Raw genomic sequence first — 15,338 nt, 5'->3', positions numbered from 1 at the left:
TTCTTTATAGTTAATTAGAAAATAATGTATATAATGAAAGTAAATAATTAAGAAAGGGAGTAGGGTATGGAAGAGTATGTTTTAAGGACTATAAATTTATGTAAATACTACCGTAAAAATAATATAGTTGATAATGTATGCATGAATATAAAAAAAGGAGAGATTTATGGATTTATAGGTGAGAATGGAGCAGGAAAAACTAGTTTAATAAGACTTATAACAGGCTTAGCTAAAATAACTAAAGGAAATATAATATTATTTGGGGAGGATACTGAAAAAGGTATTAATGAAGCTAGAAAAAGAATAGGGTGCCTTATAGAAACACCAGCATTGTATGAAGATATGACAGCTTATCAAAATCTAGATATAATAAGAACTCAAAAGGGAATACCAGGAGAAGATTGTATAAATAGAGTTTTAAATACAGTTAATTTAAAAGATGTGGAAGATAAAAAGGTAAAAAACTTTTCACTTGGAATGAAACAAAAGTTGGGAATAGCTAAAGCATTAATAGGAGATCCTGAATTTTTAATTTTAGACGAACCTACAAATGGCTTAGACCCAGTTGCTATTATAGAAACTAGAGAACTATTAAAAAAGCTTAATAAAGAAAAAAATATGACAATACTTATATCAAGTCACATTCTTAAGGAGTTAAATGAATTAGCAACTACTTATGGAGTAATAAAAAATGGACGACTAATAGAAGAATTTACATCTAGAGAATTAGATGAAAGATGTCGGTTAAGCTTAGATATAAAAGTTGATGATATAAATGGTTGTATTGTAGTTCTTGAAGATAAATTAAAAACCAAAAACTTTAAGGTTATAGAAGAACAATATATAAAACTATATGATTATGTAAATGAACCGGGAAAAGTATCAACCATATTGGCTAAAAATCAAATAGTAATAGAACAGATAGTAAGTAGTGGAGAAAACTTAGAAGATTACTTCATGAATTTGATTGGAGGTAAAGCTAATGTTTAATTTGATAAAAGGTGAATTACTAAAACTAAGATATGGTAAAAACTATAGGAATTTATTAATAATAATAGGTGTTTGCATATTTTTAACTATAATTCTATCTATAGTTGCACCAAATTTTAATCTGCATTTATTTTATAATTTTACACCTGAAAGGAATTACGGTTTTACCTTTAATATATTTAAGGATAATTTAAATCCTATGGGAGTTGAATATTTTAAATCTGCAATGGGGCTTATGATTATAGTATTGATAATATCCTTATCTTTAGTAGGTGATTTAGTTGCAAAAGATTACCAAAGAGGAGTTAACAAGGATAGCATATCTTATGGGCACAATAGAATTAACATATATATAGCAAAGTCTATAACTATATATATAGGAATTACAATATTAATAACTTTATTGTTAGGGGGATCAACTATAGTAGGTAGTATTTTAAAAGGATTTGGAGTAGAGTTTAATATTCAAATAGTTTTAAGTATGGTTAAATTTGCATTACTATTAAGTTTAGTAATGCTTTCATTCGCTAGCATATTTATGGTGATAGCTGTAATAACTAAAAGTAAATCTAATGTTATTGCAATAGGAATGTTTTTTATTATGCTAACTACTTTTATAGCAGGGGAAAATAACTTATTTATATTTAATAAAAATAATCCTATATACATGCTTATGGATATATGTGAGCAAAATCCAAGTATAGAAACTGTAAAACATATGATATTAAGTTGTATTACAACAATAACTTTATGTACAATAATAGGAAGTTTAACTTTTAAAAATCAAGATATAAAATAAGTGAAAGGGGGGGGAGTAAAAGTGGTATTTAAAATTATTAGTATAATAATAATAATTATTTTACTTACCCTCCTGTTACTTATAAAAAGAGAGATAAAAAATATAACTAGACAATTAAATAGATATAACAACAGAAACACTAATAAAAAACTTGATATAGCATTAATTGATAAAGATATAGAAAGATTAGCAGGTAGTATAAATAGACATATAGATATTCATAGAGAATCTGATATTACGAGGCAGCAAGCAGAAGAAGAATTAAAAGGGGCCATAGCAAATATAGCACATGATATAAGGACACCTTTAACCTCTATAATAGGATATATACAAATTGCTAAAAAAAATAATATAGATGAAAATAAAAAAATAGAGTATATAGATATTGCTCTAAATAGAGCTAAATCATTACAAATTATGTTAAATGAATTATTTTCTTTATCAGTTATAGAAAACTCTGAATATGAACTAGAACTTGAAAATATAAATTTAAATAATATACTATATGAAGTTATAACTGCTTACTATGAAAAATTAATAGAGAGTAATATAGAACCGAATATAAACATCAAACAAGAAAATTTAATAATAATAGGAAATAAAAATGCAGTTAATAGAGTTATAGAAAATTTAATTACTAATTTAATCAAATATTCAAAAGGAAATGAAGAAATTTTATTATATCAAAAATATGGTAAAGCAGCACTTACAATAGTAAATAGCATAGAAAATTTAAAACAAGAAGATATAAATATACTATTTAATAGGTTTTATAAAAAAGATGAATCTAGAAGCTGTTTAAAAAGTACGGGATTAGGATTAGCAATAGCTAAAGGATTAATGGAAAAAATGGATGGAGAAATTGATGCATATATAAAAAATGAAAAATTATACATTGTATGTAAATGGAAGATATTTAATTAAGGAGTATAGCTATGGATTATGGAAGGTTAATTATATGGAGTTTTTTATTTGTATATTATGGAAATAAATATAGAAAAAATAAAGAACTTAAAAACTTGGTGCTATCATCTATTGGATTATATGGACTAACCTCTTTAAAATTTATATTAGTAAATTATGAAACTGAATATATAAAACATATAGTGATATTAAACATATTACAAATAATAAGTTTAATATTGTGTACATGTATTATAATATTACTATACAAGTTACATAAAAAAGAAAAAAATGCTTAAATTTTTATTTAAGCATTTTTTCTATTCTATCTCAAATGGATTATTTTCAAATTCTCCAATTCTATCTAAGTAATGTTTAGGTGAAACTCCGTAAGCTTTTTTAAATGCTCTAACAAAGCTTGAATAATCTTTAAATCCACACTCGATACAAGCATCACTCATAAGATATCCTTTTTTTATCAGGGACTTAGCATAAATAAGCCTTTTTTGAACTATATAACTATGTAAAGAACTACCTGTTTGAGATTTAAATTTACGCATAAGATAGTATTTACTCATAAAAAAGGTATTAGCTATAGTATCTATAGATAAATCTTTATTTAAATTATCATTTATATAGTTAAATATTTGTTGAATTGTTTCATCATATTCAACATCTTGAGTATCGGTATCATTTTTTAAATACAATCTATTAATTAATACTAATAGCTGTATAAATAGTGAATTTTTAAGTAATACATGTCCAAACTCTTCTGATTTATCGGCACCTTTGATTTTAAATAATATATTTTTTATATTTTCTAAATCTGTAGAATTCAGTCTAAGTAAATTCGATTTATTTTGACTAGATATATTAAAACAAGTAAACAAATCATCTCCATAAATATTATGTTTTTCTATATAATCAGGATTTATCCAAATAACAATTCTTTCATAATACTTATTTGGATTTATGATTGGCTTATGGATTTCAGTATTACTTACAAATAAAATATCCCAAGGCTTTAGTTTATAAGATTTTCCTTCTACTAGATAATCAACATCACCAGAAATTAAAATTGTAATTTTATTAAAATCATGGTGATGATAATCGAATTTTATATCTTTCATATCTTTTATGTGAAATATTTTAAAATTATCATCTAAATAACCAACTTTATTTATATGTTCTTTTTTTATATCCATAAAAAACAACCTTTCATATACCTAAGTAATAAAATTTAAATACTTACAATTAATATACATTAAATATATATAATTGTATTACACTATATATACTACAGCATTTTTTGCAATGTGAAAAGCACTTTATACAATGTACATGGTTAAAAAATAATAATATAATGAAATTCATTGTCAAAAAAAGAAAAATAATGCAAAAGGAGAATGCAATGAAGAATTTTTTCAAAAACTATAAGTCATCAATGATATTGCTAGGAGCAATATTATTAGGAGGAATAGTTGGTGTGGTTTTAGGTCCTAAAGCAGCAGTATTAAAGCCATTTGGTGATCTATTCTTAAACCTGCTATTTATGTCTTTGGTTCCACTTGTATTTTTCAGTGTATCATCAGCTATAGCTAATATGAATACAATGAAAAGACTTGGGAAAATAATGGGTAATATAGTTATAGTATTTTTTGTAACAGCATTTATATCAGCAATAATAGGTATTATAGGAGCTATAATATTAGACCCAACTAAAGGTTTAGACTCAAGTATGTTCAGTTCAATAATAGGAAGTGGAGAAATTATTGAGACTGAAAAAGTTAGTTTCTTAGAACAAATAGTAAAAACAATAACTGTAAATGATTTTAATATGTTATTTTCAAAGTCAAACATGTTACAACTTATAGTATTTGCTGTATTGTTTGGACTTGCAACTGCAATGGCAGGAGAAAAAGCAAAAGGTATAGCAAAGTTTGTTGAAGAAGGATCAGAAGTAATTGGAAATATAATTAAAATAATAATGTATTATGCACCAATTGGTCTTGGATGTTACTTTGCATCAATAATAGGAGAACTTGGAGCACAAATACTTTCAGGATATGTAACTGCATTTTTATTATATCTAGGTATAACAGTTATATATTATTTTGGATTTTACACTTTATATGCATATTTTGCAGGTGGAGTAGATGGAATAAAGATATTTTGGAAAAATGCAGTTGGGCCTACAGTTACAGCTATAGCAACTTGCTCAAGTGCAGCATGTATACCAGTTAACCTAGTTTCAGCTAAAAATATGGGGGTTCCAGATGATATAGCAGAAACTGTTGTTCCACTTGGAGCAAATATACATAAAGATGGATCTGTAATAGGTGGAGTATTAAAAATAACATTTTTAATGGGTATTTTTGGTATGGATATAACGAATCCATCTACATTAATCAGTATAGTAGTAGTATCATTTTTAGTAGGTGCAGTTGTAGGTGCTATTCCAGGTGGTGGAGTAATAGGGGAAATGTTAATACTTAGTGTATTTGGATTTTCTCCAGAAATGTTACCTATAATAACTGTTTTAGGTACAGTTATAGATGCACCAGCAACTTTATTAAACTCAGCGGGAAATACTGTATGTGCAATGATGGTTGCAAGATTAGTTGAAGGTAAGAATTGGTTAAATTCCAAATCTAATTAATATTTAGGCTTAGATATGATTACATCATAGCTAGGCCTTTTTATTATATAAAAGTAAAATTTATATTTTGGTATAAAATATAAAAAAATAGAAAAAATAATTTAAGAAAATTATATTTTAAATAAAAGTAGTAGACAAATAATTGGAAATTTTATATAATAAAAAACCTGACAACGAACTAATGTAAAAAAATAGAATGAAAAGTTCGGGAAAAACAAAGGAGAGGTATTATGAAATTTAAAAAATTAGCAGCGATAGCAATGTCATCGTTATTGACATTAACACTAGTAACGGGTTGTTCAACAGATAAAAAAGCTGAGTCAGATAAACCTACTGTAGCTATAGTACTAGGAGAAGGTAGTATAAATGACCAATCATTTAATCAATCTACATGGGAAGGGTTAAAAAAAGCAAAAGAAGATTTTGGAGTAAATATAAAGTATTTAGAATCACAACAAGATTCTGATTATGTATCTAATGTAGAGTCATTTGTGGATCAAGAAGCAGATTTAATAGTTGGAGTTGGATTCCAACTTAAAGATACAATAGAAGAAATGGCAAAAAATTACCCAGACCAACAATTTGCAATATTAGATGAAACATATGATAAAGTTCCAAGTAATGTGACTACTGTAACATTTAAGGAACAGGAAGGAGCCTACTTAGCAGGATATTTAGCAGGTCAGGTATCTGAAACTAAAAATGTTGGGTTTATAGGTGGAATAGAAGCATCACCGGCTATACAAAAATATCACTATGGGTTTAAAGCAGGTGCAGAATCTGTAGATGGAGTTAAAGTTAATAGTCAATATGCTAATACGTTCTCTGATGCAGCAAAAGGAAAAGCGATAGCAAATCAAATGATATCAAGTGGATCTGATGTAGTATTTGCAGCAGCAGGTGCCACAGGTGTAGGATCTATAGAAGCGTGTAAAGAAAATAATAAAAAAGCAATAGGTGTTGATATAGATCAAAGTTATATAGCTCCAGAAACTGTTATAAGTTCAGCTATAAAGAAAATGAATGTTGCATCTTATGATTTAGCAAAAATGCTAGTGGAAGGTAAGCTAACAGGAGGACAATCTTTAGTTTATGGAATAAAAGAAAATGGTATCGGATTATCTGAAAATACAAGTAAAAATGTTTCTAAAGAAATTATGGATGAAATAAATATAATATCAGATAAAATAGTAAATGGAGAAATAAAAGTTCCAGCTACAGAAAAAGAATATGAGTCTATGAAATAGATAAAAAAAGAAAGGATTATATCCTTTCTTTTTTTATTTAATTTAAATGAAAATATGGTATAATAGAGTGTATTTAACTGATTGAAGGGAGCATCATATGATAAAATACTATTTATATTATGTGCTTATATATGGGGGGTTAGGAGCATTTATACCATATATAGTGCCATACTTAGAAGGATCATTAAATTTATCTGTATCGCAAATAGGGATTATAACATCTATTCCATCTATAATAGGTATATTAGTAGTGCCTTTATGGGGGATTATAACAGATGTAACTAAACAAGATAAAAAAATACTTGGAATATGTGTAGCTATAAACTGTATTATAATGGGAATGTATTCTAGTGTTAAGTTATTCCCAATACTACTTGTAGTAGCCACTTTAGCTGAGGCATTTAGATATGCAATATCTCCTCTAGCGGATAATATAACAACAGATTACTGTAAACATAAAAATTTAAACTATGGAATAATAAGAAGTGGAGGATCTGTTGGATTTGCTTTAGTAAGTTTCTTAACAGGACAACTTATTAAAGTTACAGCAAACTCTAGAATAATATTTTTAGTATATATTGTACTATTTGTATTATCTTTATTGGTACTTCCGTTTTTAAGTTCTAAGAAGTATGATGACAATGAGAAAATGGAAGGGTCAACATTAAGAAAAGACTTAAAAGAACTTATAAAAGATAAATCATATTTATGGTTACTAGCAATAGTTATATGTACTATAAGTATTAGTGAGGTTACAAATGCTTATCAAGGTTTATACTTAATAGAATTAGGAGCAAGTCAAGGTGATATAGGGATATTAGTTATATTTACAGCTTTACCTGAAATATTCTTTATGGCTAAAATAAATAAGCTAGTTTCAAAGTATGGATACAAAAAAGTGTTTAAAATAGGGACTTTAACATTTTTAATAAGATGGTTAACTTGCTTATTTGCAACTTCACCAACTATGTTTATACTAACAGCACCATTAACAGCACTTGCGTTCTCTATTATGCTAGTAGCGTATATTGGATATATAAAAGAAAAGTTTTCAAGTGAAATACAAGCAACTGCTTTAACTATAACATCTATGGCTATAGGTATTTCTTCAGCAGTTATAAAATTACCAGTAGGTATAGGTATAGATGTATTTGGACTTAAAACTATATATATATTATCAATTGTTATAACCTGTATAGGATTTATTGTATGCAGTATAAAAAAAGAAGATAATAAAAAAATAAAAACTATAGGGTAATTACCCTATAGTTTTTATTTTTTTGTTAGATTTTAATACAAATATTCCTAAATAGGAAAATAAAATTGATATTAATGGATTTAATATATTAAAAAATGCCAAAGGCGCATAAGTTAAAGTGGAAACTCCAAGAGTACCGCTGATAAAAGCTCCTGCTGTAGTCCAAGGAATAAGTCCTGTAGTCAATGTAGATCCTTCTTCTAAAGATCTACTTAACATACGACTTTGGAGTCCTAAACTTTTATACTTTGATTCATACAACCGTCCATTTAATATAATTGAAAGATATGCTTCGCCCATTATAGTATTACTTAAAATACAAGATAAAATAGTTATAGCAATTAAACTACCAACCTTTTCAACTTTTAGAAGTATTTTCTCGACTAAAATTTTTAAATATCCAACTTCATCTAATATACCTCCGAGAGATAAAGCTATAAAGGCTAAAGAGAAAGTAGACATCATACTTTGTATACCACCTCTAATAATTAGCTTATCTACTATATCCACATTAGTAGGAATTGTATATCCTGTGTTTAAAACGGTTAAAGCTTCTTTAAAAGATGCATCTTGAAAAAATACAGCAACAAAAATTCCGAAAATTATTCCTATAGACATAGAAATTAAAGCTGGTTTTTTCATTATACTAAGTACTATAACAATAATTATTGGGATTAAAGTAAATAAAGATATATTAAATGTATTACTCAATGTATTTTGTATCAAATTTACTTGAGTATAGTCTATATAGCTAGTTTTATAATTTAAACCTAGTATTGTATATATTATTAAAGCTAACAAGTATGATGGAATAGTTGTATATAACATAGAACCTATATGATCATACAAATTGGTATTAGTAGACGCAGCTGCTAAATTTGTTGTATCAGACATGGGAGAAATTTTATCTCCAAAGAAAGCACCAGAAACTATCATACCAGCTATTAATGGAACTGGAATCCCTAGACTTTGACCAATACCTAAAAGCGCTATACCTACAGTAGAAATTGTTCCCCACGAAGTACCTGTTGCAAGTGATGTTAAACTACAGATTAACAATCCTGCAGGTAAAAATATATTAGGAGATAAAATATTTAGTCCATAATATATCAAACTAGGTATTGTACCGGATAATATCCATATACCTATATTGGCTCCAATTAATATAAATATAAGTAAAGCATCATAAGTCCTAGTAATACTATTTGCCATTCCTGATTTTATGTATTCTAGAGAATAACCTTTAATCATTGAAAATGAAATAACTATAAATAAAGATATAAGCAACACAACGGTTAAATCTATTTTTAGAATAGCTACTCCGACTATTAAACTAAATATTAAAATTGTAAACACTGTTAAAGATTCTTTGAAGCTGACTTGTCTCGAATTGTCATTCATATAATCACCTCTTGTTAAATATTTATTCCCAATTTACATTTGAGTAATCAAAATTATATCAAGTTAGATATTACTAAAAAAATTTCATGAACTAATAAAAATAAATAGACAAAATTATAACAATGTAGTATATTTAAATTAAGGAAATGGTTTGCGAAAGAGGTGTTAAACATGAATGAACATATAGGAGCTAAAATTAAGCATCTAAGAACACAAAGAAAAATGACTTTAAAAGATTTAAGTGAAAAAACTAATTTATCCATTGGCTTTTTATCTCAACTAGAAAGGGGTTTAACAAGTATAGCAACAGATACTTTAGGTACTATAGCAGATGTATTTGAAGTAGAATTGTCATACTTTTTCTTAAAACCAAGAACTAAGAAAAAACCTATTATAAGAAGTTATGAAAAAGAAGTTTTTAATATATGCACATCAGGATGTATTCAATACAATTTATCAAATGATTTAAAAGAGAAAAATATGTTGCCAAGACTTATAGATATACTTCCTAATAATACAGAGGAAGATATACAGTCTTATATGCATGAAGGGGAAGAGTTTTTATATGTATTAGAAGGAACATTAACTTTATTTTTAGATGGAGAACAGCATGAACTCTACCCTGGAGATAGTATACACTACAATTCTTCACGTAATCACAACTGGGCAAATTACACAAATAAGATGGTGAGAATATTAGTTGTTGCAACACCAAATCCTTTTAATAATAACTAAAATAATATTTGCAGGTGATTAAATGAAAAAACCACTAATACTAAATATCCAAAAATATAGTTTACATGACGGGGATGGAATACGAACAACTGTATTTTTTAAAGGATGTCCATTAGAATGTATATGGTGTCATAATCCAGAAAGTCAAGCTTATAATAAAGAAGTTTTATACAATGAAGAAAAATGCACAAAATGTGAAGTGTGCATAGATAAATGTCCACACAAAGCTATATATAAAGAAGAAAATAATATATGTCTAAACAAAAATAATTGCGAATTTTGTGAGACATGTTTAGATTATTGTTTAAATAATGCAAGAGAAATAGTAGGTAAAACTTATGAAATAAAAGATTTAATGAGAGAAATAGTAAAAGATATGATGTTTTATGAAGAATCAGGGGGAGGTGTTACTTTATCAGGGGGAGAAGTAATGACTCAAGATGTTGAGTATATAAAAGCTATAGCTAGTTTATGTAAGGAAAAAGGAATAAGTGTTGCTATAGATACTTGTGGATACGCAAGGTTTGAAAATTATGAAGCAATATTACCTTTTGTAGATACGTTTTTATATGATATCAAGTTAATAGATGAAGAAAAACACAAGCTATTTACTAATAAGTCAAATGATTTAATCTTAGAAAATCTCATTAAATTAAGTGAAAATGGAGCTAATATAAATATAAGAATACCTTTAATAGAAGGGGTAAATGTAGATAAAGAGAATATAGAGGTTAAAAAGATTATAGATTTTATTAAACCATTAAATATTAAAAAAGTTAATTTATTGCCATATCATAATATAGGTATGCATAAATATAAAAAGCTGTATATGGATTATGAAGGTCAAAACTTAAATAGACCTTCAGATGAAAAGTTGGAAGAGATAAAACAAATATTTATAACAAATAATTTTGAAACTAAGATTGGGGGATAAATTTATGTTAAGAGGAAGCTTTGAAAGAACTAAAAAACTTAGAAAAAAAAGTGTTGATACACAACCATTTATAACTATTGAAAGAGCTATGCTTATGACAGAGGGGTATAAAAAATATGAAGGAAGTGTAGAAATACCAGTACTTCGTGCATTAGCATTTAAGCATTATATGGAAAATAGAACACTTTGCATAAATGATGGAGAACTTATAGTTGGAGAAAAGGGAGATTCACCACAAAGTACACCTACTTATCCGGAGTTATGTTGTCACACTATGGAAGATTTAGATATAATGGACAGAAGAGATATTATATCTTTTAAAGTAAGTGATGAAGTTAAAAAAATTCATGAAGAAGAAATTATACCATTTTGGAAGAACAGACAAGTAAGACAAAAAATAGTGAATTCTATGGAAAAAGAGTGGCTAGATTGCTATGAAAATGGGATATTTACTGAATTTATGGAACAAAGAGCACCAGGACATACAGTTGGTGGTGGAAACATATACAAAAAAGGATTTTTGGATTTTAAAAAGGAAATAGAAGAGGAAATAGCTAAATTAGATTTTGTAAATGATAAAGATGCATATGACAAAAAAGCTCAACTAGAAGGAATGGCTATAGCTTGTGATGCTATGATAGTTTTTGGAAAACGTTATGCTGAATATGCAAGAGAGTTAGCAGAAAAAGAAACTGACGAAGATAAGAAAAAAGATTTATTATTAATAGCTAGTAACTGTGATGTAGTTCCTGCAAATAAGCCACAAACCTTCCATCAAGCAGTACAGATGTATTGGTTTGTTCATGTTGGAGTTACTACAGAACTTAATATATGGGATGCATTTAGTCCAGGTAGATTTGATCAACATCTAAATCCTTTCTATGAAAAAGATGTTGATAATGGGGAATTAAATAGAGATAGAGCAAAAGAAATACTAGAGTGCTTATGGGTTAAGTTTAATAATCAACCGGCGCCTCCTAAAGTAGGAGTTACATTAAAGGAAAGTGGTACTTACACTGATTTCGCAAACATAAATACAGGTGGAATAACAGAAGACGGTAAAGATGGAGTAAATGATGTAAGTTATATAATTTTAGATGTAATGGATGAAATGAAACTTTTACAACCTAGTTCAAATGTTCAAATAAGTAAGAAAACTCCACAAAAATTCTTAAAAAGAGCTTGTGAAATTTCAAGAAAAGGTTGGGGTCAACCAGCATTTTATAATACAGAGGCTATAATTCAAGAATTATTAGAAGCTGGAAAAACTATAGAAGATGCTAGATGTGGAGGAACTAGTGGATGTGTTGAGACTGGATGTTATGGAAAGGAAGCATATATCCTTACTGGATATTTAAACTTACCTAAGATACTTGAAATAACTTTAAATAATGGTATAGATCCTATGTCTAACAAAAAACTAGGTATAGAAACTGGAGACCCTAGAGATTTTAAAACTTACGGTGAATTATTTGAAGCTTTCAAAGCTCAGTTAAATCATTTTGTTAATATAAAGGTTAAAGGAAACAATGTAATAGAAAGAATATATGCAAAACACATGCCAGCTCCATTAATGAGTGTAATAGTAGATGATTGTATAAAAGATGCAAAAGATTATAATGCAGGTGGGGCAAGATATAATACTAAGTATATACAAGGTGTTGGCATAGGAACTATAACAGATAGTTTAACTGCTATAAAATATAATGTATTTGATAAAAATAAATTTAATATGGATGAATTATTAAGTGCATTAAAGGATAATTTCAAAGGACATGAAGCTATATATAATATGGTAGTTAACAAAACGCCTAAATATGGGAATGATGATGATTATGCAGATGACTTAATGCAAGATACATTTAATGTATTTTATAATGAAGTTACAGGTAGAAAGTCTCCTATGGGAGCTGAATATAGAATAAATATGTTACCTACAACTTGTCATGTTTATTTTGGAGAAGTTATGGGTGCAAGTGCTAATGGTAGACTAAGTCAAAAACCATTATCAGAAGGTATATCTCCTGAAAAAGGTGGAGATACAAATGGACCTACATCTGTTATAAAATCATGTTCTAAGATGGATCACTTAAAAACTGGAGGAACACTACTTAATCAAAGGTTTGCTCCAGCGGTAGTTCAAGGAGAAGATGGTCTTGACAATATGGCTAATTTAGTTAGAGCATATTTTAATATGGATGGACATCATATACAATTTAATGTATTTGACAAAAATGTATTACTGGCAGCTCAAAAAAATCCAGAGGAATACAAGGATTTAATAGTTAGAGTTGCAGGATATAGTGATCATTTTAATAACCTAAGTAGAGCACTTCAAGATGAAATAATAGGAAGAACAGAACAAACTTTTTAATAAATAGTTAATAAAAGCTCTAATCTGTAAAATTTATAGATTGGAGCTTCATTTATATAATCAAAATGATAAAATTATAACATATAAGGAGAGATTGTAATATGAATAAGAGAATAGGATTTATAGGTGCAGGGAATATGGCTAAGGCTATGATAGGGGGAATAGTTAAATCAGGATTAGTAGAATCAAAAAATGTATATGCATCAGATTTAAATGAATCAGCGCTTGAAAATGCTAAGAATGAATACAATATAAATGTAACAACAGATTCTAAAGAAGTTGTAAAAAATAGTGATATAGTAATTGTTGCGGTTAAGCCAAATGTATATGATATAGTATTAAAAGGTGTTAATGATTTAATAGATAATAATAAAATAATAGTAACTATAGCAGCTGGTAAAACTATAGAGTCAGTTGAAAATGTTATAGGTAATGATAAAAAAGTTATAAGAACTATGCCAAACACACCTGCGCTTGTAAATGAAGGTATGAGTGCACTTTGCAAAAATAAAAATATAACTGACGAAGAACTAGCTATGGTAAAAGAAATATTTAGCTCTTTTGGAAAAGCAGAAGTTGTAAATGAATATTTAATAGATGCTGTAATTGGAGCTAGTGGTTCAGCTCCAGCATATGTATTTATGTTTATAGAAGCTATGGCAGATGCAGCAGTTTCTGCTGGAATGCCAAGAAATCAAGCTTATACATTTGCAGCACAAGCTGTTATGGGTTCTGCTAAAATGGTACTTGAAACAGGAAAACATCCAGGTGAATTAAAAGATATGGTTTGTTCTCCTGGAGGAACTACTATAGAAGCGGTTAAAACTTTAGAAGCAGAAGGGTTTAGAAATGCTGTTATAAAAGCAATTGATAATTGTATAGAAAAATCTAAAGAAATGAGTAAATAGTAAAAATAAGAGATGTCTTAAATTTAAGACATCTCTTATTTTTATAATATGTGATCAAGATTATTTTTTTCGGATTCAATTAATCTATGGAGAGAAATTTTTATAACATCTATTTGTTCTAAGCATGTTGAAATATCTTTTAAATAAATTCCATCTGATAATATATTAAATGCTAATTCTATATCAGCTAAATGACAATGATTTAAAAACTTAAAAAGTTGTTTTGAATCTTTTTTAAAATTATGTTCTATTTTTTTACTATATTCTTCACACTTACTCCAATTTTCGCTTTTTACATACATTTCAAGTTCATTTACTTCATTTACGTATTTAACAGCAAAATCTTCAGATTTGAAAGATATATAAAGCCCAAAAACAACTAAAGATATGGTCCAAATTATAGTGAATACAATGGACTTCAATATATTCACCTCCTAAAGATTATTTTTTTTGTATAAAGAAATCATCTTTTTCGTCTAGGATACAAATTAATGTTTCTGAAATAGAATTTATATTACGTTTTTTTAGTATTGATAAAAGCCAATCTGAATTTTGATTTACTGAATTAAGATTACGTTTTATTATTTTGCCATCTATTATCAAAGGAATAGGAAGATGTTTATAATTTTCTTTAGGGATTTTATCATAACTAGGAGTAGGAACTATACTTAGATTTCCATCAGTTTCAAGTATTGCATAATAAACATCTCTTAAATTAAAATAACCTTGAATTCTTAATTGCTCCAAGAGTTCATCCATAGATATTCTTTCTTCTTTTAAAACACTATAATTTAGTTTTCCTTTATTTATTAATATAGCAGGATTTCCATTTACTAAAAATCTAATACTTTTAAATTTTAAAGTTAAAAATGAAATAGTAATTTGCATAAAAACTAAACCAGTAATAGATGCTATACCATAAATTATAGGAATTTCGTTATTTTGCATAGGGATAGCAGCAACTTCAGCTATCAAAAGTGTAATAACTAAATCAAAGGAATTCATTTCAGCTATTTCGCCTTTTCCCATAATCCTAAGACTTATAAGAACGGCTATATAAAGAACTATACTTCTAATTAAAACTACAATCATAAGTTTCCATCCTTTATTATTTATTGTTATTAAGTCTA

15 protein-coding genes are annotated in these 15,338 nt (G+C 27.4%); 11 read left to right on the top strand and 4 right to left on the bottom strand.

Translation table 11 applies throughout. From position 1 onward, the window contains the following. The first annotated feature begins 66 nt into the window (after positions 1–66). Genes ACEXNK_RS03020 through ACEXNK_RS03005 form a run of 4 tightly spaced genes read left to right on the top strand, consistent with a single transcriptional unit; the run spans position 67 to position 2,991 of the window. Positions 67–990 (top strand): ABC transporter ATP-binding protein, encoded by a 924-nt coding sequence (locus ACEXNK_RS03020; protein WP_373599703.1) that lies wholly within the window; start codon positions 67–69, stop codon positions 988–990. Further along, a complete protein-coding gene (locus ACEXNK_RS03015; RefSeq protein ID WP_373599704.1) occupies positions 983–1,789 on the top strand; it encodes a hypothetical protein in 807 nt (268 codons plus the stop codon). Before ACEXNK_RS03020 ends, ACEXNK_RS03015 begins: the two co-directional genes overlap by 8 nt. Before the next feature lie 21 nt (positions 1,790–1,810). Beyond that, positions 1,811–2,713, top strand: coding sequence for a sensor histidine kinase (locus tag ACEXNK_RS03010; RefSeq protein WP_373599705.1), 903 nt, complete (start codon positions 1,811–1,813; stop codon positions 2,711–2,713). Positions 2,714–2,724: 11 nt separating this feature from the next. Next, positions 2,725–2,991, top strand: coding sequence for a hypothetical protein (locus ACEXNK_RS03005; protein ID WP_373599706.1), 267 nt, complete (start codon positions 2,725–2,727; stop codon positions 2,989–2,991). A 21-nt stretch (positions 2,992–3,012) separates the two neighbouring features. On the opposite strand, the gene ACEXNK_RS03000 is transcribed toward ACEXNK_RS03005, so the two are convergent. After that, on the bottom strand, positions 3,013–3,897 hold the full coding sequence (locus tag ACEXNK_RS03000; RefSeq protein WP_373599707.1) for an AraC family transcriptional regulator: 885 nt from the start codon (positions 3,895–3,897) through the stop codon (positions 3,013–3,015). A gap of 206 nt (positions 3,898–4,103) precedes the next feature. Between ACEXNK_RS03000 and ACEXNK_RS02995 the strand changes: the two genes are divergently transcribed. The 3 genes from ACEXNK_RS02995 (at position 4,104) to ACEXNK_RS02985 (ending at position 7,856) form a co-directional block, all read left to right on the top strand. Beyond that, positions 4,104–5,351 carry a dicarboxylate/amino acid:cation symporter gene (locus tag ACEXNK_RS02995; protein ID WP_373599708.1) on the top strand — a complete coding sequence of 416 codons (1,248 nt, stop codon included), beginning with the start codon at positions 4,104–4,106 and terminating at the stop codon, positions 5,349–5,351. Positions 5,352–5,581: 230 nt separating this feature from the next. Beyond that, positions 5,582–6,598, top strand: a complete 1,017-nt coding sequence (locus ACEXNK_RS02990; RefSeq protein ID WP_373599709.1) for a BMP family lipoprotein — start codon at positions 5,582–5,584, stop codon at positions 6,596–6,598. A 97-nt stretch (positions 6,599–6,695) separates the two neighbouring features. Continuing rightward, complete coding sequence (locus ACEXNK_RS02985) at positions 6,696–7,856, top strand: MFS transporter (RefSeq protein ID WP_373599710.1); 1,161 nt, start codon at positions 6,696–6,698, stop codon at positions 7,854–7,856. Here ACEXNK_RS02985 and nhaC read toward each other — a convergent pair whose 3' ends face one another. Beyond that, entirely contained in the window at positions 7,857–9,257 is a 1,401-nt protein-coding gene (nhaC, locus tag ACEXNK_RS02980) for a Na+/H+ antiporter NhaC (RefSeq protein ID WP_373599711.1), read from the bottom strand. It abuts the gene before it with no gap. Between the two features lie 171 nt (positions 9,258–9,428). Between nhaC and ACEXNK_RS02975 the strand changes: the two genes are divergently transcribed. The 4 genes from ACEXNK_RS02975 to proC all read left to right on the top strand — a co-directional run bounded on the left by ACEXNK_RS02975 (position 9,429) and on the right by proC (position 14,208). Next, positions 9,429–9,992, top strand: coding sequence for a helix-turn-helix domain-containing protein (locus ACEXNK_RS02975; RefSeq protein WP_373599712.1), 564 nt, complete (start codon positions 9,429–9,431; stop codon positions 9,990–9,992). Positions 9,993–10,014: 22 nt separating this feature from the next. Further along, positions 10,015–10,926: a trans-4-hydroxy-L-proline dehydratase activase gene (locus ACEXNK_RS02970; RefSeq protein WP_373599713.1), complete on the top strand. Its 912-nt coding sequence runs from the start codon at positions 10,015–10,017 to the stop codon at positions 10,924–10,926. Between the two features lie 4 nt (positions 10,927–10,930). Further along, entirely contained in the window at positions 10,931–13,300 is a 2,370-nt protein-coding gene (gene hypD, locus ACEXNK_RS02965) for a trans-4-hydroxy-L-proline dehydratase (protein WP_373599714.1), read from the top strand. 101 nt (positions 13,301–13,401) lie between these two features. Next, positions 13,402–14,208 carry a pyrroline-5-carboxylate reductase gene (proC, locus tag ACEXNK_RS02960; RefSeq protein ID WP_373599715.1) on the top strand — a complete coding sequence of 269 codons (807 nt, stop codon included), beginning with the start codon at positions 13,402–13,404 and terminating at the stop codon, positions 14,206–14,208. Between the two features lie 41 nt (positions 14,209–14,249). On the opposite strand, the gene ACEXNK_RS02955 is transcribed toward proC, so the two are convergent. Continuing rightward, complete coding sequence (locus ACEXNK_RS02955; RefSeq protein WP_373599716.1) at positions 14,250–14,630, bottom strand: DUF4363 family protein; 381 nt, start codon at positions 14,628–14,630, stop codon at positions 14,250–14,252. Positions 14,631–14,649: 19 nt separating this feature from the next. Beyond that, positions 14,650–15,300, bottom strand: coding sequence for a DUF421 domain-containing protein (locus ACEXNK_RS02950; RefSeq protein WP_373599717.1), 651 nt, complete (start codon positions 15,298–15,300; stop codon positions 14,650–14,652). Between the last annotated feature and the right edge of the window lie 38 nt (positions 15,301–15,338).

This window comes from Paraclostridium bifermentans, from assembly GCF_964259345.1.
GTDB lineage: Bacteria > Bacillota > Clostridia > Peptostreptococcales > Peptostreptococcaceae > Paraclostridium > Paraclostridium bifermentans_B.
This window is presented reverse-complemented; position numbering and strand designations above follow the sequence as displayed.